The organism is Brevibacterium sediminis (assembly GCF_024895295.1).
Classification (GTDB): Bacteria; Actinomycetota; Actinomycetes; order Actinomycetales; family Brevibacteriaceae; genus Brevibacterium; species Brevibacterium sediminis.
Window position 1 is genome coordinate 824,821 of the sequence record NZ_JAHQRN010000001.1, and the last position, 23,128, is coordinate 847,948.

Here is a 23,128-nt window from a genome sequence, read left to right on the forward strand (position 1 = left end):
TCGATTCGATTGTAAACCCGGTGGGGTGCCCACCGGCGGGCGGGTCCGGAGTGCGGACCCGCCGCCTCAGATGAGTGTCGGTTTGACGTCGAGGATGCGGGAGAGCAACCCCGAGACGAAGCCGGGAGAGTCATCTGTGGAGAACTGTCTGGCCAGGGACACTGCTTCGTCGATGGCCACTTTGTCGGGTACCTCGTCGTTGTACAGCATCTCCCAGGTCCCGATCTCCAGCAGCGACCGGTCGACGGCCGGCATCCGATCCAGGGTCCAGCCTTCTGAGTAGGTGGAGATGATCTCGTCGATCTCCGCCTGCTTCTCGGTGATGCCCTTGACGATCTCGACCGCGTATTCCTTCATCGGGTAGTCGGGATCGTTCGACCGCATGGTGACGAGTTCGTCCATGGCCAGTCGACGCTGCCCGGCTTCGAAGAGCAGCTCGAGAGCCCGGCGACGGGCTCGGGTACGTGCGGACGCCACTTACTTGACGCGACCGAGGTAGTCGCCGCTGCGGGTGTCGACCTTGACCTTCACGCCTTCTTCGAGGAACAGGGGCACCTGGATCTCGTAGCCGGTCTCGAGGGTCGCGGGCTTCGAACCACCGGTCGAACGGTCGCCCTGGAGTCCGGGTTCCGTGTGGGTGATGGTCAGTTCCACCGAGGGCGGCAGCTCGACAGAGAGCGGGGTGCCTTCGTGGAAGGAGATCTGCAGATCCTGGTTCTCGAGCATGTAGTTCGCGGCGTCGCCGACGAGGTCTGCGGAGATGTTGACCTGGTCGTAGTCCTTGGCATCCATGAACACGTAGTCGGTGCCGTCATGGTAGAGGTACTGCATATCGCGGCGGTCGACATTCGCGGTCTCGACCTTGGTGCCGGCGTTGAAGGTCTTGTCGATGATCTTGCCGGAGATGACATTCTTCAGCTTGGTGCGGACGAAGGCCGGTCCTTTTCCGGGCTTGACGTGCTGGAATTCGAGCACCTGCCACAGCTGGTTGTCGAGGTTGAGCACAAGGCCGTTCTTCAGGTCGTTCGTTGTCGCCACTAATTCGTCCTTCTTCGGTTCAGTCCTGATCACCGAATGGTGATCGCAGTCGGCACGACGCGTCGGAGGACCCCGAGGTGCGGGGTCGACGAACGCGCCACTGGGCAAGTCTAGCAAGCCCAGCGGGACGCTTCCATCCGGGCGGGGTCAGTCGAGGCCGAGGCCGATGCCGAGGGGAACCGTCGGCGAATCCTCGCCGATCTCCTGGTAGGCGGTGAAGAGGATGGAGGCATCGGGGATCTCGACGGTGCTCGGTTCGCCGATATCACTGAGCAGCACCATCCGCAGCATCGCCCCGCGGGCCTTCTTGTCCCTCTTCATCGTGTCCAGCAGCTGCGGCCACACATCGGAACGGTAGCCCACCGGCAGTCCGAGTTTGCCGAGCAGTTCACGATGGAGGTCGACGACTTCATAGGGCAGGCTCTTGATCATCGACGCCACCTCGGCGGCGAAGACCATGCCCACCGATACGGCGGCACCGTGACGCCACTGGTAGCGCTCCTTGTGCTCGATCGCATGGCCGAGGGTGTGGCCGTAGTTGAGTATCTCCCGGCGTCCGGACTCCTTGAAGTCTCCGGAGACGACATCGGCCTTGACCCGGATGGAACGTTCGATGAGTTCGCGCAGCACAGGGCCGTGCACATCGGCGATCTCGTCCTTCGAGTGGTTCGATACGAGATCGAGGATCGCGGGGTCGGCGATGAATCCGGTCTTGACCACCTCGGCGAGGCCGGTGAACAGTTCGTTCTCCGGCAGGGTTCCGAGCGTGTCGAGGTCGACGAGGACACCGGCGGGTGCGTGGAAGGAGCCGACGAGGTTCTTGCCTTCGGCCGTGTTGATCCCGGTCTTGCCGCCGACGGAGGCGTCGACCATGCCGAGCACGGTGGTGGGGATGTGGATGACCTTGATTCCGCGCAGCCAGGTGGCGGCGACGAATCCGCCGAGGTCGCTCACCGCTCCCCCGCCGACGGTGATGATCGCGTCGGTGCGGGTGAAGTCGGATTGGCCGAGGACCTGCCAGCAGAATGCGGCGACCTGGACGTGTTTGGCCTCTTCGGCGTCGGGGATCTCCGCGGCCACGGCCTCGAGACCGGCTGCGGCAAGGTCGTCGCGAACGGTCTCACCGGTGGTGCGCAGTGCGCGGGGGTGGATGACGAGGACCTTCTCGACGCGGTTTCCGAGCAGCTCTGGCAGTTCGCCGAGCAGTCCCTGGCCGACGAGGACGGGGTAGGTCCCGCCGGCGTCCACATTGATGCGTGTGAGGCTCATTCGTCCGTCTTCCTGATCGTTCATCGTCTTCTCTCAAGGCTCGGCCGCCCGGTGAGTGCTCGGAGTCGAGGCACCTGCTCCGTGGGCCGGATCCAGCCTAGCCCTCACAGGCTCCCGGCGGCGAAACGGGTGACCGATGTGGTCGCAGACGTCTCACCGCCAGGGCCGTGCTCAGCGCTGCTGACCGGATCCGTCGTCGTCGGGATCGGCGTATTTCGCGTACTCCTCGGCTCGCTGCAGACCGGTGAGGACGTCAACGACTCGGTTGACCACCGTCGACGGCGGTGAGTTCGAGGCCTGGACCCGGAAGGTCGCGACCTGCTCGTACAGGGGTTCGCGTTCGTTGACCAGGGCCAGCCAGTTCTCCACCGGGCTGCCGGCACCGCGCAGCAGCGGTCGGTGCGGGGCGGTCAGCCGCTGGGACACTGTGTCGACGTCGATATCGATGTGCACGACCTTGATCGCCGGATGTCGCAGCTGGGCCCGGGTGCCGGGGTTGAGGATCGCTCCTCCGCCCAGGGACACGATGCCCGGACGATCGAGCAGACGACGCAGTGCTCTGCGCACGACCTCGCGTTCGATGCGTCGGAAGTGGTCTTCGCCGCGTTCGACGAAGATCTCCGAGATGACCCCGTACTTGTCGACGATATTCGCGTCCGTGTCCGTCAGCGGCAGGCCGAGCCGGTCGGCGAGCAGCCGACCGATCGTCGATTTCCCTGCCGCCGGCGGACCGGAGAGCACGATGCGCGAGAGCGCGGCGGGGACCGGTTCCAGGGGCGGAACCGGTTTGGGCAGCGGGGTGTGGTTCATTGTCCGATGCGGAGGTTCTCCGGAATGGCCGCGACATAGGCGTCCAGGTTCCGCTTCGTCTCGGCAACGGAGTCTCCGCCGAACTTCTCGACGACGGCTTCGGCGAGCACCAGTGCCACCATGGCTTCGGCGACGACTCCCGAGGCGGGAACTGCGCACACGTCGGAACGCTGATGGTTCGCCTTCGCGGCCTCACCGGTTTCGACGTCGACCGTCGCCAGGGCACGCGGCACCGTGGCGATCGGCTTCATCCCCGCCCGCACCCGCAGCGGACCGCCCGTGGACATTCCGCCTTCCGTGCCACCGGCACGATTGCTCGTGCGACGGAATCCGTCGGGTCCGACTTGCAGTTCGTCATGGGCCTGCGAGCCGGGACGCTTCGTGGTGAGGAAACCGTCTCCGACTTCGACGCCCTTGATCGCCTGGATGCCCATGAGGGCACCGGCCAGACGGGAGTCGAGACGACGGTCCCAATGCACGTGGGAGCCCAGCCCCGGAGGCAGGTCGTAGGCGAGGACTTCGACGACTCCACCGAGGGTGTCCCCGGCCTTCTTCGCCGCGTCGATCTCGGTGACCATCGCCGCCGAGAGGTCGGCGTCGAAGCAGCGGACAGGATCTGCGTCGAGGGCTTCGACATCGGCCGCGGTCGGCAGCGCAGGCAGCGCATCGGCAGCGTGTTCGGCGCCGCCGATGGCCACGGTGTGGGAGACGAGGGTGATGCCCAATTCGCCGAGGAACTTCGCGGCCACCGTGCCCAGTGCCACGCGCATCGCGGTTTCACGCGCCGAGGCGCGCTCCAACACGGGGCGGGCTTCGTCGAAGCCGTACTTCTGCATGCCGACGATATCGGCATGGCCCGGACGCGGCCGAGTCAGCGGGGCGTTGCGCGCCAGTCCTTCGAGTTCGGACGCGTCGACGGGATCCGGGCTCATCACGGATTCCCACTTCGGCCATTCGGTGTTGCCGACCTCGATCGCCACCGGTGAGCCCAAGGTCTGCCCGTGGCGGACACCGCCGAGGAGACGCACCTCGTCGGCTTCGAACTTCATCCGTGCGCCGCGGCCATAGCCGAGTCGGCGGCGAGCCAGGCTCGCACGAATATCGTCCCTGGTGATCGGTACATGGGCGGGAAGCCCCTCAATGATCCCAGTCAGCGCTTCGCCGTGGGATTCGCCTGCAGTCAGCCATCTCAACATTCCACCGATTCTACAAAAGTATTGGGGCGAACAGGCACCCGAGCCACATGCCGGAAAGCATGGCCGGTCCGAAGGCGATGGTCACCCCGCGCACCCGCCCGGCTCGGATCGCTCCGATGAGCGCCCAGGCCCCGCTGATGAGCATCATGGCGACAAGCACGAGCGCAGGTGCCCACGGATCGAAGAGACCGGGCACGGCGAAGACGATGAACGCGAGCTTGACGTCCCCGAGCCCCATCGTCCGCGCCCGCAGCGCTCGACCCACCAGGTGCACTGCCGTGAAGAAGACGAGGCCGATGAGTCCTGCGAAGAATGACGCGAACCACATCGGCAGTTCTCCGAGCACGGAGCCCGTGATCAGGAGTCCCAGGGCGACCAGAGACAGGGGAATGACCATCCGATCAGGCAGTCTGCGGACGCTCAGGTCTGCGGTGACGAGGAATGGCGTGGCGCCGGAGACGAGTCCCAGCAGCAGGGCGGAGACGATGCGATCGGCGGAGTTCGGCTGGCCCGGGGCGAACGTCGTTCCGCCCAGCGGCGCATAGGCGCTCCACCCGGTCTCCAGTGGTGCGAGCACGAAGAGGGTGAATACGACGGCGACTGCCGCGGCGATGATGGGGCCGAGCAGCATCGGTCCCATGCCGCGAGCCCATCTGGATGACTGCCACCGTTGCAGGTGCGCGGAGTCGTTGAGCCAGGCCCGTGGGGTCACGGCGAGGATGAGACCGCAGGCCAGAGCGGCCAGAACCGTGACTCCGATGGTCATCCCGTGCAGCACTCCGGTGTCCATCGCGATCGCCGGTTCAGTCCTGCGCCCGGACCGGCGGGACCTCGAGTGCTGCGTACATGGCCGCCGTGACCCGCGCGGTCAGGTCGTCTGCCGCCGGCACTGCCTGCGACGTCGGCAGGGTCTCCGTCGTCGTCGGGCCGTCGGCCCTGGCTGCGGCGAGGAACATCTCGAACTGGGCGACGGCCTGTTCGACGAGCATGGCGGTTCCGGCGACGGGGCGCAGACCGTGCGCGGCAGCCGCGGCGAGGAAGGTCGAATCGGCGGCGTAGGCGACGTCGAGGGCGATCGCACCGGGGGCGAAGGAGTCATCCCAGATCGGGTCGGGGGCCGCCTCGGCGGGCAGGGTCGAGACGACGATCTCCGATGGACCGATCCAGGTCAGGTCGCCCACCGAGGCGGTCAGACCGATCCGCTCGGCCAGGTCGAGGACACGGCGGGCACGGTCCGGGCTGCGGACGCGGAAGTCCACGTGTGCGATCCCGAGATCGCGGCAGGCCACGAGCGCCGAGGCGGCCGTGGCTCCGGCGCCGAGGATCGTCGCGCGACCGGCTCCCGCACCATCGGCCGCGGCCGGTCCTGATTCCCTGTGCGGGGCGATGGCACGCACGATGCCCTCGACGTCGGTGTTCGCCACCTGCACTTCTCCGCGGTGGCGCACAAGGGTGTTGCCGGCGGCCGTCAGTGCCGCCGTCTCGTCGAGGTTCCACCCGCGTTCGGCGGCGAGTGTGACGAGTCGGTCCTTCAACGGCATCGTCAGCGAGAAACCGGTGTGATCGATGTGGGAGTCGAGGAATCCCTCGAGCTCCTCCGAGCCGATTTCGTACCGGGAGTACTCGCTGGATGCCAGGTTCAGCGCTGCGAAGGCGGCGCGGTGGAGCAGCGGGGATTTCGAGTGTGCGATCGGCGAACCGAGCACTGCGGCAAGGATCCTCACCGGCTATCCGTCGTCCTTGCTGTGCTCGCGCAGCCACTTGCGGTAGATCTCGACGTTCTTCTTGTGGTCCTCGTAGTTGTCGGCGAACTTGGTCTCCCCCGTGTCCGGGTTCGTCGCGACGAAGAACTGCCAGTCACCGTCGGCGGGTTCGAGCGCCGCCTCGACGGCGCCCTTGCTCGGCGAGTTGATGGGCCCGGGAGGCAGACCCTTCTTCTTGTACGTGTTGTACGGCGAGTCGGACTGGCGTTCCTTCTTCGTCGTCGTCAGGTCGGAGCGGGCACCGTGGATATAGGCCACGGTCGCATCCGATTGGAGCAGTCCCCCGGTCTGTGATTTGTCGGAGATGCGGTTGAGGAAGGACCTTGCCACCTTCGAGCGCACCTCGGGGTCTCCCGGGGATTCCTTCTCCACGAGGCTGGCCAGCGTGAGGATGCGGTTGGCGTCCTTGCTCTCGATTCCCAGTTCGTCGAGTTCGGTCTCGGTCTTGTCGACCATCTCCTGAACGATGTCCTCGGCGGTCTTCTGCTTGTTGAGGTCGTAGGTCGCCGGGTACAGATAGCCTTCGAGGCTCGGCGCGTCGATCTCGAGTCCGTAGTCCTTCGGGGTCTTATCGTCGATGGCTTTGTCGACCTCGTCGGCGTTCATCCCCGATTCGATCATGATCGCCTTGATCTCTTCGACCTGTTTGCCTTCGGCGACTGTGATCTTCGGCGGGGCGATGGGGTTGATGAGCGCTTCGACCGCGGCCTTCGAGCTCATCTTCTCCCGCATCGTCCAGGTCCCGGCCTGGATGGTCGCCTCACGGCGTTCGATCTCGTCGAGGAAGGGCTCGGAGTTCATGATCACTCCGGCCTCGACGAGCTGGTTGGCCACGGTGCGCGCCGAGGATCCGGGAGCTATCTCGATCGATACCTCGTTCGTGCCTTGCCCCTCGTAGTCGCCTTTCGGTCCGAACAGGTCGTCGAAGACTCCACCGGCCGCACGCACGCCGAAGAAGCCCCCGACGCCGAAGACGAGGATGCAGATGATCACGATCGTCGTCGTCCGTCGGCGGCGCATCATTCTGCGCCGTTTCTTCGCGCGGATCTCTGCGCGGGACAGTCCTTCGTCGGTCGAGAACTCTTCGGTGATCGGGCTCATACGTCGTTCTCCTCGTCGGGCATCTCACGGCCGGCGGGGACACCGGTGTTGTGTTCGTATTCGAGGGCGTTCTGGAGGATGATCACGGCGGCTTGGGCATCGACGATCTCGCGTCGCTGGCGTGACGATTTCCCGGCTGCGGCGAGAGCCTGGTGGGCCTCGACGGTGGTGAAGCGTTCGTCGACGAGACGGACGGGTGTGCCTGTGGCCGCGGCGATCCGGCGGGCGAATTCCAACGCCGAGGTGGCTGCGGCCCGGGCGGCGCCGTCGAGGGACTTCGGGTCCCCCACCAGGAGTTCGATGGGTTCGTATTCGTCGACGATATCGCGCAGCTGCCGCAGCGCCGCCGGTTCGTCTGCTCGACGAACGACGGTGAGCGGGGTGGCCAGAATCCCGTCGGGGTCGCTGGAGGCGACACCGATCCGCACGGAACCGATGTCGAGACCCAGCCGGCGACCTCGGCGGAAACTCACTGGATGGCTGCCTTGACCGCCGCAATGGCTGACGGGATCGCCGCGGGGTTGCTGCCCCCGCCCTGGGCGAGGTCGGGCTTGCCGCCGCCTCCGCCGCCGAGTTCGCCGCAGGCCAGCGCCACGAGCTTTCCTGCCTGCAGACCGGCGGCACGGGCCGCCTCGGTGGTGGCGATGACAACGACGGGCTTTCCGCTGCTGACTCCGATGCCGAAGATCACCGCCTGACGGTCGGCGACCCGGTTGCGCAGATCGGTGACCAGTGTGCGGATGTCTCCGGCATTGGCGATGTCGCCGAGTTCGGCCTGCACGAACAGCGTCTGGCCCACGGTCTGCGCCTCATCGAGGAACTTGCCCGAAGAGGCCAGCAGCTGCTGGGCGTTGAGGCGAGCGATCTCCTTCTCGGCGTCCTTGAGCCGGCTCATCAGGTCGGACACGCGTGAGGTGACGTCGGTGCCGGGGACCTTGAGCATCTCCGAGAGTGAGGACACGATGGTCCGCTCGGCGGCCAGGGACCGGAAGGCGTCCATGCCGACAGCGGCTTCGATGCGCCGGACTCCGGAGCCGACGGAGGCTTCGGAGAGCACGGAGATCGGGCCGACCTCCGCGGAGGCACCGACGTGGGTGCCGCCGCAGAGTTCGCGGGAGAAGGGTCCGCCGATGTCGACGACGCGCACGACGTTCGGGTACTTCTCGCCGAAGAGCGCCATGGCACCGGACTTCTTCGCGTCGTCGAAGGACATGTATTCGGTGCCGACTTCGTAGTTCGAGCGCACCGCGAGGTTCGCGACCTCTTCGATCTCGGCCCGCATCTGGGTGCTCGGGGCTTCGGGGAACGAATAGTCGAAGCGCATGTATCCGGGCTGGTTGAGCGAACCGGCCTGCACGGCGTGGCTGCCGAGGATCTCGCGCAGCGCAGCGTGGACGAGGTGGGTGGCGGTGTGGGCCTGTGCGCCCTGGAACCGGTGGTCGTGGTCGACGGCGGCGAGCACCTCGTCACCGACGCGCAGCTCTCCGTCGATCACCTCGACCCGGTGGGCAGGCAGTCCCTTGACCGGATTCTGGACGTCGCTGACCCGGGCGGTGAAGCCATGGCCGGAGATGAGGCCGACGTCGGCGCGCTGACCGCCGGATTCGGCGTAGAACGGGGTCAGGTCGAGGACGACGTCGCCGCTCTGACCGGCGGTGAGCACCTCGGCGGCGACCCCATCGACGACGATTCCTCGCACGCGGGAGTCGGACTCGAGTCGGTCATAGCCGACGAATTCGCTGGCACCTTCGTCGAGCAGCGCCGAATAGGCGGACAGGTCGGTGTGGCCGCCGCCCTTCTTCGCCTTGGCATCGGCCTTGGCGCGGGTGCGCTGTTCACTCATCAGCTCACGGAACCCGGCCTCGTCGACGCTCAGTCCGGCTTCGGACGCCATCTCGAGAGTGAGGTCGATGGGGAATCCGTGGGTGTCGTGGAGAGCGAAGGCGATGTCCCCGCTGATAGTCTTGTCCGCGCCGTCGAGTGACTTCGCGGCATTGGCGAACAGCTGAGTGCCGGATTCGAGGGTGCGCAGGAACGCCTTCTCCTCGGCGTAGGCGACCCGGGAGATGCGGTCGAAGTCCGTTTCGAGTTCCGGGTAGGACAGCTTCATGGCCTGCATGGAGACGGGCAGCAGCTCGGGCAGGACTTCTTCCTTGACTCCGAGCAGACGCATGGCACGCACGGCACGGCGGAGCAGGCGGCGGAGGATGTAGCCGCGGCCTTCGTTGCCGGGGCGGACCCCGTCGCCGATGATGATCAGGGCCGAACGGACATGGTCGGCGACGACGCGCAGCTGCACATCGGCGTGCTCGTCCTCGCCGTAGGTCCGGCCGGCCAGACGGCTGGCGGCCTCGATGACGGGGAAGACCTCGTCGATCTCGTACATGTTCTCCACGCCCTGGAGCAGGAAGGCGACACGTTCGAGTCCCATGCCGGTATCGATGTTCTTCGCCGGCAGCTCGCCGGCCACGTCGAAGTCGACCTTCGAGCGAACCTCGGAGAGTTCGAACTCCATGAACACGAGGTTCCAGATCTCGATGTAGCGGTCTTCGTCGGCCACGGGTCCGCCGTCGACGCCGTAGGCGGGGCCGCGGTCGAAGTAGATCTCCGAGCAGTAGCCGCCGGGGCCGGGCTGGCCGGTGTGCCAGTAGTTGTCCTCGTTGTCACGCAGCTGGATGCGCTCACGGGGAACGGAGGTCTCCTCGAGCCACATGTCGATGGTCTCGAGATCGTCCTCGTGCACTGTCGCCCACAGCAGCTCCGGGTCGAAGCCGAGGCCACCCTCGGCGACGGGGGTCGTCAGCAGTCCCCAGGCGAACTTGATGGCATCGCGCTTGAAGTAGTCGCCGAAGGAGAAGTTGCCGTTCATCTGGAAGAAGGTGCCGTGGCGGGTCGTCTTGCCGACCTCTTCGATGTCTCCGGTGCGCACGCATTTCTGGACGCTGGTGGCGCGGTTGAACGGGGCCGGCTCCCGGCCGGTGAGGTAGGGAATGAACTGGACCATTCCCGCGATGTTGAACAGGATGGACGGATCGGAGCTGATCACCGACGCCGAGGGGACCACGGTGTGCCCGTTCGCTTCGAAGTAGTCCAACCAGCGTTGTTTGATCTCTGCCGTCTTCAATCCAAGGCCTTTCAGATATTGCCTGTGCGCCGCCGGGCGGATGAGCCCGGCGCGACACTTACTCGTGCGTACCCGCACTTAACAGGGACCAGTTTAATGGCTCCGCCGCAATATGCGATGTGGCGCGGCGTGCCGGGTGGGTCAGAGTCGACCGCTCCCCGAGTCCGCCGCTCCCACTCCGTTCGGCGGACCACTTCCGCCCCCGCGACGTGCGTCCTGCGGAGTTTCTAACCGAACAGCCCACTTTCAGGTGAATAGCCCCTGTTTGAAACAGTGCTATTCGCCTTTGAGTGGGCCGAAGCCGAACCCGCTGACGCCCGCGCCGAACCTGCGGGTGCACGCGCCGTACAGTGGACGCCCGTGCCGTGAATGCGCGACTGCCCGGAACCGTGCGGTCCCGGGCAGTCGCGGTGGCGCGATGCGCTGTGTTCAGCAGATCAGCGCGAGTAGAACTCGACGACGAGCTGAACGTCACAGGTGATCGGCACCTCTTCGCGCTTCGGGGTGCGCAGCAGAGTTGCCTGCAGGCCCTCGAGGTTCACGTTGAGGTATCCCGGCGTTGCGGGCAGAACGTCCTTGTGACCACCGGCGGCGGCGACCTGGAACGGATCCATAGAAGCCGAACGCTCGTGCACCTGGATGGTCTGTCCTTCCTTCACGCGGAAGGAGGGACGGTCCACGCGCTGTCCGTCGACCGTGATGTGACGGTGGACGACGAACTGACGGGCCTGGGCCATGGTGCGGGCGAATCCCGAACGCAGGACGAGGGCGTCGAGACGCGATTCGAGGAGCTCGACCATTGTCTCACCGGTCAGACCGGGCAGACGGTTGGCTTCCTTGTAGGTCTTGAGCATCTGGGCCTCACGGATGCCGTACTGCGCGCGCAGACGCTGCTTCTCCTTGAGGCGGACCGAGTAGTCGCTGTCGTTGCGACGACGGGCGCGACCGTGCTCACCTGGAGGGTACGGGCGACGCTCGAAGTACTTCTCGGCCTTGGGTGTCAGAGCAATGCCGAGGGCGCGCGAGAGGCGCGTCATACGGCGATTACGTGCTGGTGCTGGCACTGTATTACCTTTCATCAATGTGTTCTGCCGCGGTGGGCCTCTGCGGTTCTCGCCCCGAACGCGACTGTTGTTTCCCCGGATGGGAAAGAGGGATTGAGCGTCGAGATCCGCTCGCACCGACCGCCTTTAGGGTGCAGGCACAACAGCTGTCCATCTTAGCGGGTGCACACCGCCCGTCGCAAAGCCGATCGGCGGCCTCGCCGCTGTGATCTTGCCGACTGAGGCGAACCGTCCGCCCTTGCCGGCCGACCGATCCGCAGGCACCGCTGTCACTGCCGGCAGCCCGCTGTCACTTCCGACAGTCGTCTTCGTGGCTGTCGATCGCGGCATCGGCCACGGCCGCTCCTGACCCGCTGTAGATGTTGATCACCGCGTGGACCCCGGCACGGGCGAAGTGCTCGGCCTGATCGGGACGTTGGACGACCGCGGCGATGGTCCCGGGGAAGCCGGCGATGCGCAGCTGTTCGAGAGCGAAGGTGTTCGAGTCGTGCAGCGCCATGGCGAGGACGACGGTGTGGGCGCTGCCCCCGACGACGAGGCGGTGCCAGAATTCGTGGTCGGTGGCGTCGCCTTCGAGCACTGTGAACTCGTCGGCGTGCAGGGCTTCGATGACTGTGTGGTCGTTGTCGATGCCGATGACGCTCCGGTCGCCGCGTTCGACGAAGCGCTCGTAGGCTCCGCGACCGATGCGGCCCATGCCGAGGACGACGACCTCCGCATCTCCGGTGTCGAGCGGCCGATCGTTCGCCCGCAGCCGGCTCTCGTTCTCGTCCGGCAGAATCGCGTCGAGCTTCGCGACGATCTGGAGGCTGTAGGCGTTCGCCAGGGAGGAGCCGATCATCCCCAACGCCACGGCGAGGGCGGTGATGGTCAGCCAGTTGCCCTCGAACAGTCCGTTGTCGACTCCGACGGTGACGACGATGAGTGCGAATTCGGAGAAGTTGCTCAGGGCCAGGCTGGTGCGCACGCTGGTGCGGTTGCGCAGGCCGAAGAGGCGACCCATGAGGTAGAAGCTCGCGAAGTTGAACGGCAGCAGCACGACGCACAGGGCCAGCGCCATGAGCAGATCCGACCAGGTGGGGACCGCTTGGAGCCCGATGACGACGAAGAACCCGACGAGGAAGAGCTCTTTGACGCTGAACAGCGACTTCGACATCTCCACGGCTCGCGGGTGGGTGGAGAAGAGAAGTCCGAGCACCAGGGCTCCGAGGTCGCCGTGGATGCCGACTGATTCGAAGGCGACATAGCCGGGCCCCAAGGCCATGACGACGCCGAAGAGGACGAGCAGCTCACCGCGTCCGACGCGGTCGAGAAGCCGTCGCAGCACCCAGACCACGGGAACGATCAGGACGAGCGCGAACGCCCAGGGACTCGGCGGCTCTTCGCCTGCGATCGTGATGAAGGCGACCGCAGCGAGGTCCTGGAGGACGAGGATCGCAATCGCGATCTGCCCGTAGTAGGACCCGTCGTCGGAACGGTCTTCGAGCACTTTGACCACGAGCACCGTGGAGGAGAACGAGAGGGCGAAGCCGAGCAGCGCCAAGGTGCCCAGTCCCCCGCCGACGCTGACGATGCCGATGGCTGCGGCAGCTCCGATCGTCCCGGCACCGAGGAGGACCACCGTGATCATGTGCAGCGCAGCGGTGCCATGGGCTTCGGGTTGGAGCAGGGAGCGCAGATCGAATTTCAGTCCGATCGTGAACAGCAGCAGGACGACTCCGATGTCCGAAACCTGCTGCAGTCCCGCGAAGGCGGTGAAGCCGAAGACGTGCAGGAGGAATCCGGCCGCGAGGAATCCGACGAGCGGCGGAATGCGCAGCTCATGGGCGATGAGTCCCAGCGCCAGCGCGGCGGCGATCGTGATGACGATGTCTGCCATGCCGTCCTCCTCGATCAGCGCCGCCGGCGACGTCTCTGCCCGTCACCGCGTCTGCTCCAAAGCTATCAGGGTCGCAGCAGCCGCCTGAGGTTCTCGAGCCTCTCAGCCATGCTGCGTTCCATTCCGTTGCCCGTCGGAGAGTAGTAGCGCTTGCCTCGCAGCGACTCCGGCAGGTACTCCTGATCGGCGACCCCGTGCGGATAGTCGTGCGAGTATTTGTAACCCTCACCGTGGCCGAGCTCTTTCGCCCCCGGATAGTGGGCGTCGCGCAGATGCATCGGCACTTCTCCGGCGAGTCCGTTCTTCACATCGGCGATCGCGGCGTCCAGGGCGCGGTAGCTCGCGTTCGACTTCGGGGCCAGCGCGAGGTAGGTGACCGCCTCGGCGAGGGGGATCCGTCCTTCGGGCATGCCGATGTTGGCAACCGCGGTCGAGGCGGCCACGGCGATCGGCAGCGCCTGCGGGTCGGCCATGCCGATGTCCTCGGCCGCAGAGATGACGACGCGACGGGCGATGAAGCGCGGGTCCTCACCGGCGACGATCATCCGCGCGAGATAATGCAGGGCCGCGTCGACATCGGATCCGCGGATGGATTTGATGAACGCGGAGACCACGTCGTAGTGCTGGTCGCCGTTCTTGTCGTAGCGCAGAACGGTTTCGCTGCTCGCTTCGGCGCAGGCCGATTCGGTGATCGCGATCGGTTCGTCGCCCGCCTCCTCCGACTGCGCGGCGGCGATTCCGGCGGCAGCTTCGAGGACGGTCAGTGATCGGCGGGCGTCGGCCCCGGCGATGCGGACGATGAAGTTCCGGGCCTCCTCGGTGAGGGTGAACTGTCCGGCCAAGCCGCGATCGGATTCGACGGCACGGTCGAGCAGATTGCCGACCGCCTCGTCGTCGAGCGGACGCAGCGTGAGCATGAGCGACCGCGACAGCAGGGGTGAGATGACGGAGAACGACGGGTTCTCCGTGGTGGCGGCCACGAGCACGACGAGCCGGTTCTCCACCGCTGGCAGCAGGGCATCCTGCTGGGCCTTCGAGAACCGGTGGATCTCGTCGAGGAAGAGAACGGTGGTCCGTCCGTACATCTCCCGTTCGCGGCGGGCGCTCTCGATCACCTGGCGCACGTCCTTGACGCCCGCGGTGATGGCGGAGAGCTCGACGAAGGTACGGCCCGGGGCATGGGAGATGACATGGGCCAGCGTGGTCTTTCCGACTCCGGGCGGACCCCACAGGATCACCGAGGATGCTCCCGCCCGGTCTCCCCCGCTGGCTTCGACGAGTTGGTTGAGCGGGGATCCGGGGAAGGTCAGGTGCTCCTGACCGACGACTTCGTCCAGGGTCCGGGGACGCATCCGCACCGCAAGCGGGTCCAGGGCCCTGCCCGAGGAGGTCCCGGAGGAACCGGCGAAGCCCGGACCCGGTGTTTCCTGGTCCGGGCCGTCGGAGAACAGATTGGGTTCGTGGCTCATCAGGCCTCGGAGTCGTCGTCTTCCGGTTCGTAGTCAACTCCGGCCTCGGCGCGCTGGGCGTCGGTGATCGGGGCCGGTGCCTGGGTCAGCGGATCGAATCCGCCGCCGGACTTCGGGAAGGCGATGACCTCACGGATCGAGTCGACGCCGGCCAGCAGGGACACGATGCGATCCCAGCCGAAGGCGATGCCGCCGTGCGGGGGTGCTCCGAACTTGAAGGCTTCGAGGAGGAAGCCGAACTTCTCCTCGGCCTCTTCGGCGGAGATGCCCATGATCTCGAACACCCGTTCCTGGACGTCCTTGCGGTGGATGCGGATCGAGCCGCCGCCGATCTCGTTGCCGTTGCACACGATGTCGTAGGCATAGGCCAGAGCGGCACCCGGGTCTTCTTCGAGGGTGTCGAGGAATTCGGGCTTCGGAGCGGTGAAGGCGTGGTGGACGGCTGTCCACTGTCCGCCGCCGACGGCGACGTCTCCGGCGGCTTGCGCTTCGGCGGCCGATTCGAACAGAGGCGCGTCGACGACCCACACGAAGGCCCAGTCTCCGTCCTTGATGAGACCCGTGCGTTCGGCGATCTCATTGCGGGCGGCACCGAGGAGGGCACGCATACTGCGATCACCTGCAGCGAAGAAGATCGCGTCGCCCGGCTGCGCACCGGCCGCCTCGGCGAGTCCCGCCTTCTCCTCATCGGAGATGTTCTTGGCCACCGGACCGGACAGGGTTCCGTCTTCGCCGATGAGCACATAGGCCAGGCCCTTCGCCCCGCGCTGCTTGGCCCAGTCCTGCCAGCCGTCGAGCTGACGACGCGGCAGCGAGCCGCCGCCGGGGTAGACGACGGAGCCGACATAGGGCGACTGGAAGACGCGGAACGGGGTGTCCTTGAAGAACTCGGTGAGGTTGTGCAGCTCGAGGCCGAAGCGCAGGTCCGGTTTGTCCGAACCGTACTTCTCCATCGCCTCGTGGTAGGTGATGTGCGGGATCGGCGTGGTGATCTCGTAGCCGATGAGCTTCCACAGTGCGGTGAGGATCTCTTCGGCCAGTGCGATGATGTCCTCCTGCTCGACGAAGGAGGCTTCGATGTCGAGCTGGGTGAATTCGGGCTGGCGGTCGGCGCGGAAGTCCTCGTCGCGGTAGCAGCGGGCGATCTGGTAGTAGCGTTCCATGCCGGCGACCTGAAGCAGCTGCTTGAACAGCTGCGGCGACTGCGGCAGGGCGTACCAGGAGCCGGGCTTGAGGCGGGCCGGGACGAGGAAGTCGCGGGCACCTTCCGGAGTCGACTTCGTCAGGGTCGGAGTCTCGACCTCGACGAAGCTGTGGGCGTCGAGGACCGACCGTGCGGCCTTGTTGACATCGGAGCGCAGACGGATCGTCTTTGCCGGGCCCGAACGGCGCAGGTCGAGGTAGCGGTAGCGCAGACGGGTCTCCTCGCCCACGGCGCCGGAGTCCTCGGCGTGGTCGGAGACCTGGAACGGCAGGGCCGCTGCTTCGGAGAGCACCTCGACGGCGGTGTCGATGATCTCGATCTCACCGGTGGGCAGGTTCGGGTTCGTATTGCCCTCGGGGCGCACCGAGACGGTGCCGGTGGCCTTGACGACGGTTTCGTTGCGCAGCTGGTGGGCATCGTCCTCACGGACGACGACCTGCACGATTCCCGAAGCGTCGCGCAGATCGATGAAGGCCACACCTCCGTGATCGCGACGACGATCGACCCACCCGGTGAGGGTGACGGTTTCTCCTGCGTTCGCGGCTCGCAGGCTTCCGGCTTCGTGGCTTCGCAGCACCTAGGGCTCCTTTGTGATGTTGTGGTCTAGCGCCTGAACAATGATAGTCGCCCCGCGCTCAGCTCCGGTACACGCGGGGCCAGAGGTCGTCTTCCCCGGGCGTCCACGTGTCCGGGTCGGCCGTGGTCTGCTCTCCCGAGCGGATGTCCTTGACCTCGTGGCCGGACTCACCGTCGGTGAACCAGACGAACGGGATGTCGCGGCGTTCCGCGTAGCGGATCTGCTTGCCGAACTTCGCAGCGTTCGGCGAAACTTCGCACGGGATGTCCCGGGACCTCAGCGTCGCGGCCACGGCGTCGGCGTCAGCCCGTCGGGCCTCCTCGGTGACGGCGATGACGACGGCCGAGGGGGTACCGCGGGTGGCACGGATCTCCGAGGTCTCGCCGAGGATGAACGCCATGAGGCGGGAGACGCCGATGGACATGCCCACCCCGGGATAGTTCTTCTTGCCCACGGTGACCAGCGAGTCGTAGCGACCGCCGGAGGATACGGAACCGAGTTCTTCGTGGCCGATCAGCTGGGTCTCGTAGACCGCGCCCGTGTAGTAGTCGAGTCCGCGGGCGATCTTGAGCTGGGCGACGACGACTCCGGGCGCGCGTTCGGCTGCGGCTCGCAGCAGAGTCGTCAGCGATTCGAGCCCGGCCTCGAGCAGGGGGTGGTCGACGCCGAGGGCGCGCACCTCGTCGGCGAAGTCCGGGGAGTCGGATTCGATGGCGGCCAGCTCCAGGCACAGGCGCTGCTGCTCCTCATCGGCATCGGCTTCGGCGGCCAGCAGCTTCGCCACTTCGGCGGGGCCGATCTTGTCGTATTTGTCGAGGCAGCGCAGCACGGCTTGGATGTTCGTCAACCCGATTCCGCGGGCGAAGCCCTCGAGCAGCCTGCGGTCGTTGACGACGATCTTGATTCCGGGCACGCCGAGCGGGGCGAGCCGGGAGAATGCATCGGCCACGGCCAGAGGGATCTCGACCTCGAAGTGTCCGGGCAGCTCCCCATCGGCGATGACGTCGATATCGGCCTGGATGAACTCACGGTAGCGACCGGCCTGCGGCCGTTCGCCCCGCCAGACGGGCTGGACGCGAGCAGCCTTGAACGGGAAGCTCAGTTCGTTCGCATTGTCGGCGATATAGCGGGCCAGGGGCACCGTGAGGTCGAAGTGGAGTCCCAGCGGGTTGCGTTCAGTGCCCTCGGAGTGGAGGCGGGAGACGGCGAAGATCTCCTTGTCGATCTCGCCGTCCTTGGCCAACTGGCTGATCGGTTCGACGGCGCGGTGGTTGAGTGCGGAGAACCCGTGCAGGGCGAAGGTGTGTTCGAGGGTGTCGATGATGGTCTTCTCGATCACGCGTTCGGCCGGGAGTCGTTCCGGGAATCCGGACAGACGGGCTGACTTCGCCATGGTGCTCCTTGCTTTCGGTGCGGTTGCGGTGCCGTGCGGCGCCGCTGAATCGTGTCGTGTCTGTATCGGGTGGGGTCTGAATAGTGTGGTGTCGTCCGGGACTGCGCGAACGCCTCGGGCAGGAAGACCCGAGACTTCGGTCGCTCAGTCCTCAGAAGAACGGATTCGTCGCGAGTTCTGTGCTCACGCGAGACCCAGGGCCGTGTCCAGGATAGATCGGCACGTCCGGCAGTGTCGCGAATGCCCGCAGGGATTCGGACATCGCCTGGGGGTCTCCCCCGGGCAGGTCGACGCGGCCGATGGCTCCGGCGAAGACGACGTCACCGGTGAAGATGACTTCCTCGTCCCCGTCCTTCACTCGCAGCAGCATGGAACCTTCCGTATGCCCGGGTGCGGAGACTGCCGTGATGGTGAGTCCCGCGATCTCGAAGCTCTGCCCGTCATTGATGTCAATGGCTGCCGGAGCGTTCCAGTCTGCGACGAGCGGCGCCAGCATTGCCGCGAACTGCGGGTTGAGCGTCGTGGCCGGTGAATCCAGGCGGTAACGGTCGGCGGCACCGAGGTGGACGGGCACGTTCCAGCGGGCGAGCACGTTGGTCAGGCCCAGAATATGGTCGGGGTGGCCGTGGGTGAGGAAGATCGCCTGAGGTTCGAGTCCCTCTTCGCTGAGCAGCTTCTCGAGGCCCGGGGCGCAGTCGTATCCGGAGTCGATGAGAATGCAGTCGCTGGAGCCGTTTGCGCGCACGGCATAGCAGTTGACGTCGAGGAATTCGGCGTTGGTCGAGAATACATCCATGTGCAAAGTCTATCTACACGCCCGCCGATGGTTATGCTGGGATAACGTCTATCCCACAATCGAGTGATCGGCGGGTGGAATGACCTGCCGGTTCGACCGATGGAAACAAGGTGAGAACCATGTCGACCCCGACACCGAAGCCGACCCCCCGTCCGTCGTCGCTGCCGCGTCCGCAGGCGGCACAGGTGGTCAATGCCAGCCATATCGACCACGACGCCGAGGTCGCTCGCGCGGTGACTCATGGTCGTGCCGATTCGGACGGCAATGTGTTCGTCACCACTCCGGAGGGCGAACGTGCCGTCGGTCAGTACCCGGACGCCACTCCCGAGGAGGCTCTCGAGTACTTCGCGAAGAAGTACGTCGAACTCGCCGAGAGCGCGGTCCTGTTGCGCAATCGTCTCTCCGCCGGCGCTCCCGGCCGTGAGGTCGTGTCTGCGGCGAAGACGCTGCAGGAATCACTGCCGGAAGCCAACGTCGTCGGTGATCTCAAGGGGCTGAGCGCCACTCTCGACACCCTCATCTCCGATGCCGAGGCCACAGAGTCCCGTCAGGCGGCCCGGGCGCAGGCCGCGAAACTCGCCGCTGCCGAGGATCGTGAGGCTCTCGTCGTCGAGGCCGAGACCCTGGCCAAGCAGGATCCGTCGAAGATCCAGTGGAAGCAGTCGGGCGCGCGTCTGCGTGAGCTCTTCGCCCAGTGGAAGGACATGCAGCGCAGCGGACCCCGTCTGCCGCGTGCCGTCGATCAGGAGCTCTGGGGCAGGTTCTCGCAGGCTCGGAACACCTTCGAACACAAGCGCAAAGAGTTCTTCGCCGAGCTCGACAAAGTCAATGCCGAGGGCAAGCGGATCAAGGAGAAGATCGTCGCCGAGGCGGAGTCGCTGTCGGCCTCGACCGATTTCCGCACCGTGTCGCAGAAGTACAAGGACCTGATGAGCCAGTGGAAGCGCGCCCCGCGTGCTTCGCGCAAGGACGATGATGCGCTGTGGGCACGGTTCCGTGCAGCACAGGACGTGTTCTTCTCCGCCCGTGATGCGGAGAATGCCGCTCTGGACGAGGAGTTCAAGGGAAACCTCGTCGTCAAGGAAGAGCTGCTGAAGAAGGCTCAGGCGCTGCTGCCGATCACCGACCCGATGGCAGCCAAGCGCGAGCTGCGCACCATCCAGGACCAGTGGGAGGAAGCCGGCAAGGTCCCTCGCGCCGATGTCTCGCGGATGGAGAACGGTCTGCGCGATGTCGAACGCGCGCTCGCCGATGCCGAGGAAGCCGCGTGGCAGCGCAGCAACCCGGAGACGAAGGCCCGCACCTCGGGTGCGCTGAGTCAGCTCGACGAGTCGATCGTCGACCTCGAGAAGAAGCTCGAGGCTGCGAAGGCCGGGGGCGATGAGAAGTCCGTCGCCGAGGCGCAGGAAGCTCTCGACGCTCGCCGCGCCTGGCGGGATCAGCTCGCCCAGACAGCCGCAGAACTCGACTGAGGCCGCAGTGCTCGGCTGAGGCCGCAGCGCTCGTCCACAGCTTCTGACGTTCGAGTCAGCACCTGTCCACAGGCGCTCTCCGAAGTCTTGTCAACGCCTCCACATCCGACGATAGTTCGGGTATGGAGGCGTTGTTTCATCTGCGGGACTTCGGGTACGAGCAGCTCACCGAGCTCACCCTCGACGGTCTGCTCATCCGACTGACCGAATCGACCTGGGTGCGCAAGGGTGCAATCCTCTCCCCCGCTGAGCGGATGGCCGCCCTGCATTCGCTCATCCCGCCCGGACTCGCGCTCTCCCACGACAGCGCTTGGTGGGTGCACCGCGGACTCGGCCGGGCTCCCACTCCGCTGAGCTTCATCACGCTGCCCAGGCGCCGGTGGATCGCCGATGACGGTTTCGACGTCCACGAGACGAATCTGGCGCAAGATGATTGGTGCCTCATCGACGGGCTGCCGATCACCACGGAGGAACGCACGCTCTACGATCTGCTCTTCCCGCACTTCCGGAACTGGACCGCGGAGTCGCCGCGGGCGCTCAAGGGCATCATTGCGGAGATTCCCAGCGGTCTTCGCCACCGTCTCCGGGACTACCTCACCGAGGTGGCCCGTCGACCGTTCGTCGCCCAGATGCGCGCGGCGCTGGACAGAGAGGATCAGCCGCCGGAGATGCGGTAGACGTCGAAGACGCCTTCGACCTTGCGCACAGCCGAGAGCACAGTGTCGAGATGGCTGGCGTCACTCATCTCGAAGACGAACTTCGATTGCGCCACGCGGGCCCGGGAGGTGCCGACCGACGCCGACAGGATGTTCACATGGGTCTCGGTGAGCACCTTGGTGATATCGGAGAGCAGACCGGCACGGTCGAGGGCCTCGACCTGGATCTGGACGAGGTAGATTCCGCTCGTCTTCTCGCCCCACGAGACCTCGACCATGCGTTCGGGTTCACGTTTGAGTGAGGTGACGTTCGGGCAGTCGACGCGATGCACGGAGACTCCCGAACCGCGGGTGACGAAACCGAGGATCTCGTCTCCGGGCACCGGGGTGCAGCAGCGAGCCAGTTTGACGAGCACATCGTCGACGCCTTTGACGATGACGCCTTCGGACGAGGAATGGTGCCCTGAGGACTGTCCCGTGCGGTTGCGAGGCTCCGGTGGCAGCACGACCGACTCGTCGTCCTCCCCGACTTCCTTGGCCAGCAGATCAACGACGTGCTGAGCCGAGGATATGCCGTTGCCGATCGCGGCATAGAGGGCGCTGACATCGGGCAGACGCATCTCCGTGGCGACGACCTGGAGTGCTTCCTGGCTCATCAGCGAAGCGGCGGAGATCGTATGGCGGCGCATCGCCCGGGCGAGCTGTTCGCGACCGTTCTCGATCGCCTCTTCGCGGCGCTCCTTCGAGAACCACTGCCGGATCTTGCTGCGGGCACGTGGACTCTTGACGAAGCCGAGCCAGTCGCGGCTGGGGCCGGCGTTCTCGTCCTTCGAGGTGAAGACCTCGACGGAGTCCCCGTTCTTCAGCTCCGTGTCCAAAGCGACGAGGCGACCGTTGACGCGGGCACCCATCGTCTTGTGCCCGACCTCGGTGTGCACAGCGTAGGCGAAGTCGATGGGGGTGGCTCCCGACGGCAGGCTCATCACCTCGCCCTTGGGCGTGAAGACGTAGACTTCCTTCGAGTTCACCTCGTAGCGGAGGCTGTCGAGGAATTCGTCGGGGTCGGAGACCTCTCGCTGCCAGTCCAGCAGCTGTCGCAGCCAGGCGGCGTCGTCGACCTCACCGGCGTCGGAGACCTTCACCGAACGCGCGGTGTTCGAGGTCACGGCCTTCGACGACTTGTTGAGATCCTTGTACTTCCAGTGAGCGGCGACGCCGAATTCTGCACGGCGATCCATCTCGTGGGTCCGGATCTGGATCTCGACAGGCTTGCCGGCCGGCCCGATCACCGTGGTGTGCAGGCTCTGGTACATGTTGTACTTCGGCATCGCGATATAGTCCTTGAACCGTCCGGGAACAGGGTTCCAGCGGGCGTGGACGATGCCGAGGGTGGCGTAGCATTCGCGTACGGATTCGACGAGGACGCGGACTCCGACGAGATCGTAGATGTCGGCGAACTCGTGTCCGCGCACGACCATCTTCTGATAGATCGAATAGTAGTGCTTGGGGCGCCCCGTGATGGAGGCGTCTATTCCGGATTCCTTGAGTTCGCCCTGGAGCTCCTCGGAGACCGTGGCCAGATACTTCTCACGCTCGGGAGCCCGATCCGCGACGAGTCGGACCACTTCGTCGTAGACCTTGGGATGGAGGACCTGGAAGGACAGGTCTTCGAGCTCCCATTTGATCGTGTTCATGCCCAGCCGGTGTGCCAGCGGAGCGAAGATGTCGAGGGTCTCGCGAGCCTTCTTCGTGCTTGACGAGGCGGGCACGAAGCGCCAGGTGCGCGCATTGTGCAGGCGGTCTGCGAGCTTGATGACGAGGACGCGGATGTCCTTGGCCATCGCCACGATCATCTTGCGCACGGTCTCGGACTGCGCGGCCTGCCCGTACGTGAGCTTGTCGAGCTTCGTCACCCCGTCGACCATGGCCGCGACTTCGGAGCCGAATTCCTCGGTGAGTTCGTCGAGCGAGTACGAAGTGTCTTCGACGGTGTCGTGCAGCAGAGCGGCGGCGAGCGTGACCGGCAGCATGCCGATCTCCGCAAGGATCGTCGCCACCGCGATGGGGTGGGTGATATAGGCATCACCGGACTTGCGAGTCTGCCCTCGGTGGGCCTCCTCGGCGACCTTGTAGGCCCGGACGACGAGGTCGATGTCCGCCTTCGGATGGTTCGACTGCAGGGCCCGGATCATCGGGCCGAGCACTCGCGGGTAGCCAGGGTTGTTCTGTGCCCTGGCCGCCCACCAGGCTAAGCGGGAGATGCCTCGCGGACGGCGCGAATCAGCGGACGAAGCCACAACATCTCCTCTCTCGGGAA

General features: G+C 65.9%; 19 protein-coding genes. 2 read left to right on the forward strand and 17 right to left on the reverse strand.

The window, feature by feature from the left end; genetic code table 11:
- Nucleotides 1–66 precede the first annotated feature (66 nt).
- The 16 genes from nusB to KTJ89_RS03905 all read right to left on the reverse strand — a co-directional run bounded on the left by nusB (nucleotide 67) and on the right by KTJ89_RS03905 (nucleotide 18,683).
- The gene (nusB, locus tag KTJ89_RS03830) at nucleotides 67–477 is read right to left on the reverse strand and encodes a transcription antitermination factor NusB (protein ID WP_139467336.1); all 411 of its coding nucleotides are present in this window, start codon (nucleotides 475–477) and stop codon (nucleotides 67–69) included.
- A complete protein-coding gene (efp, locus tag KTJ89_RS03835) occupies nucleotides 478–1,038 on the reverse strand; it encodes an elongation factor P (protein ID WP_101544394.1) in 561 nt (186 codons plus the stop codon). It lies immediately after the preceding gene.
- 147 nt (nucleotides 1,039–1,185) lie between these two features.
- Nucleotides 1,186–2,307 carry a 3-dehydroquinate synthase gene (gene aroB, locus KTJ89_RS03840; RefSeq protein WP_259356806.1) on the reverse strand — a complete coding sequence of 374 codons (1,122 nt, stop codon included), beginning with the start codon at nucleotides 2,305–2,307 and terminating at the stop codon, nucleotides 1,186–1,188.
- 171 nt (nucleotides 2,308–2,478) lie between these two features.
- Complete coding sequence (locus KTJ89_RS03845; protein WP_139467338.1) at nucleotides 2,479–3,117, reverse strand: shikimate kinase; 639 nt, start codon at nucleotides 3,115–3,117, stop codon at nucleotides 2,479–2,481.
- A complete protein-coding gene (aroC, locus tag KTJ89_RS03850) occupies nucleotides 3,114–4,313 on the reverse strand; it encodes a chorismate synthase (protein ID WP_259356807.1) in 1,200 nt (399 codons plus the stop codon). Before aroC ends, KTJ89_RS03845 begins: the two co-directional genes overlap by 4 nt.
- A gap of 10 nt (nucleotides 4,314–4,323) precedes the next feature.
- Nucleotides 4,324–5,103: a prepilin peptidase gene (locus KTJ89_RS03855; protein ID WP_259356808.1), complete on the reverse strand. Its 780-nt coding sequence runs from the start codon at nucleotides 5,101–5,103 to the stop codon at nucleotides 4,324–4,326.
- 13 nt (nucleotides 5,104–5,116) lie between these two features.
- The gene (locus KTJ89_RS03860; protein ID WP_259356809.1) at nucleotides 5,117–6,037 is read right to left on the reverse strand and encodes a shikimate dehydrogenase family protein; all 921 of its coding nucleotides are present in this window, start codon (nucleotides 6,035–6,037) and stop codon (nucleotides 5,117–5,119) included.
- A gap of 3 nt (nucleotides 6,038–6,040) precedes the next feature.
- Entirely contained in the window at nucleotides 6,041–7,177 is a 1,137-nt protein-coding gene (gene mltG, locus KTJ89_RS03865) for an endolytic transglycosylase MltG (RefSeq protein WP_139467342.1), read from the reverse strand.
- Nucleotides 7,174–7,650, reverse strand: coding sequence for a Holliday junction resolvase RuvX (gene ruvX / locus KTJ89_RS03870; RefSeq protein ID WP_101544406.1), 477 nt, complete (start codon nucleotides 7,648–7,650; stop codon nucleotides 7,174–7,176). Before ruvX ends, mltG begins: the two co-directional genes overlap by 4 nt.
- The gene (gene alaS, locus KTJ89_RS03875) at nucleotides 7,647–10,301 is read right to left on the reverse strand and encodes an alanine--tRNA ligase (RefSeq protein ID WP_259356810.1); all 2,655 of its coding nucleotides are present in this window, start codon (nucleotides 10,299–10,301) and stop codon (nucleotides 7,647–7,649) included. Before alaS ends, ruvX begins: the two co-directional genes overlap by 4 nt.
- A 437-nt stretch (nucleotides 10,302–10,738) precedes the next feature.
- Nucleotides 10,739–11,380 (reverse strand): 30S ribosomal protein S4, encoded by a 642-nt coding sequence (rpsD, locus tag KTJ89_RS03880; protein WP_373270422.1) that lies wholly within the window; start codon nucleotides 11,378–11,380, stop codon nucleotides 10,739–10,741.
- Between the two features lie 274 nt (nucleotides 11,381–11,654).
- Nucleotides 11,655–13,244 carry a cation:proton antiporter domain-containing protein gene (locus KTJ89_RS03885; RefSeq protein WP_259356811.1) on the reverse strand — a complete coding sequence of 530 codons (1,590 nt, stop codon included), beginning with the start codon at nucleotides 13,242–13,244 and terminating at the stop codon, nucleotides 11,655–11,657.
- A 65-nt stretch (nucleotides 13,245–13,309) separates the two neighbouring features.
- Nucleotides 13,310–14,713: a replication-associated recombination protein A gene (locus KTJ89_RS03890; protein WP_259356812.1), complete on the reverse strand. Its 1,404-nt coding sequence runs from the start codon at nucleotides 14,711–14,713 to the stop codon at nucleotides 13,310–13,312.
- A complete protein-coding gene (aspS, locus tag KTJ89_RS03895) occupies nucleotides 14,713–16,494 on the reverse strand; it encodes an aspartate--tRNA ligase (RefSeq protein ID WP_259356813.1) in 1,782 nt (593 codons plus the stop codon). Before aspS ends, KTJ89_RS03890 begins: the two co-directional genes overlap by 1 nt.
- Before the next feature lie 58 nt (nucleotides 16,495–16,552).
- Nucleotides 16,553–17,887: a histidine--tRNA ligase gene (gene hisS, locus KTJ89_RS03900; RefSeq protein ID WP_259356814.1), complete on the reverse strand. Its 1,335-nt coding sequence runs from the start codon at nucleotides 17,885–17,887 to the stop codon at nucleotides 16,553–16,555.
- Nucleotides 17,888–18,038: 151 nt separating this feature from the next.
- The gene (locus KTJ89_RS03905; protein WP_259356815.1) at nucleotides 18,039–18,683 is read right to left on the reverse strand and encodes an MBL fold metallo-hydrolase; all 645 of its coding nucleotides are present in this window, start codon (nucleotides 18,681–18,683) and stop codon (nucleotides 18,039–18,041) included.
- A gap of 119 nt (nucleotides 18,684–18,802) precedes the next feature.
- Here KTJ89_RS03905 and KTJ89_RS03910 point away from each other — a divergent pair, with 119 nt between their 5' ends.
- Entirely contained in the window at nucleotides 18,803–20,155 is a 1,353-nt protein-coding gene (locus KTJ89_RS03910) for a DUF349 domain-containing protein (RefSeq protein ID WP_259356816.1), read from the forward strand.
- A gap of 122 nt (nucleotides 20,156–20,277) precedes the next feature.
- Nucleotides 20,278–20,832 (forward strand): hypothetical protein, encoded by a 555-nt coding sequence (locus KTJ89_RS03915; RefSeq protein ID WP_259356817.1) that lies wholly within the window; start codon nucleotides 20,278–20,280, stop codon nucleotides 20,830–20,832.
- Here the strand turns inward: KTJ89_RS03915 and KTJ89_RS03920 are convergent.
- Nucleotides 20,811–23,108: a RelA/SpoT family protein gene (locus tag KTJ89_RS03920; protein WP_310650270.1), complete on the reverse strand. Its 2,298-nt coding sequence runs from the start codon at nucleotides 23,106–23,108 to the stop codon at nucleotides 20,811–20,813. The genes KTJ89_RS03915 and KTJ89_RS03920 overlap by 22 nt on opposite strands.
- Nucleotides 23,109–23,128: the final 20 nt, after the last annotated feature.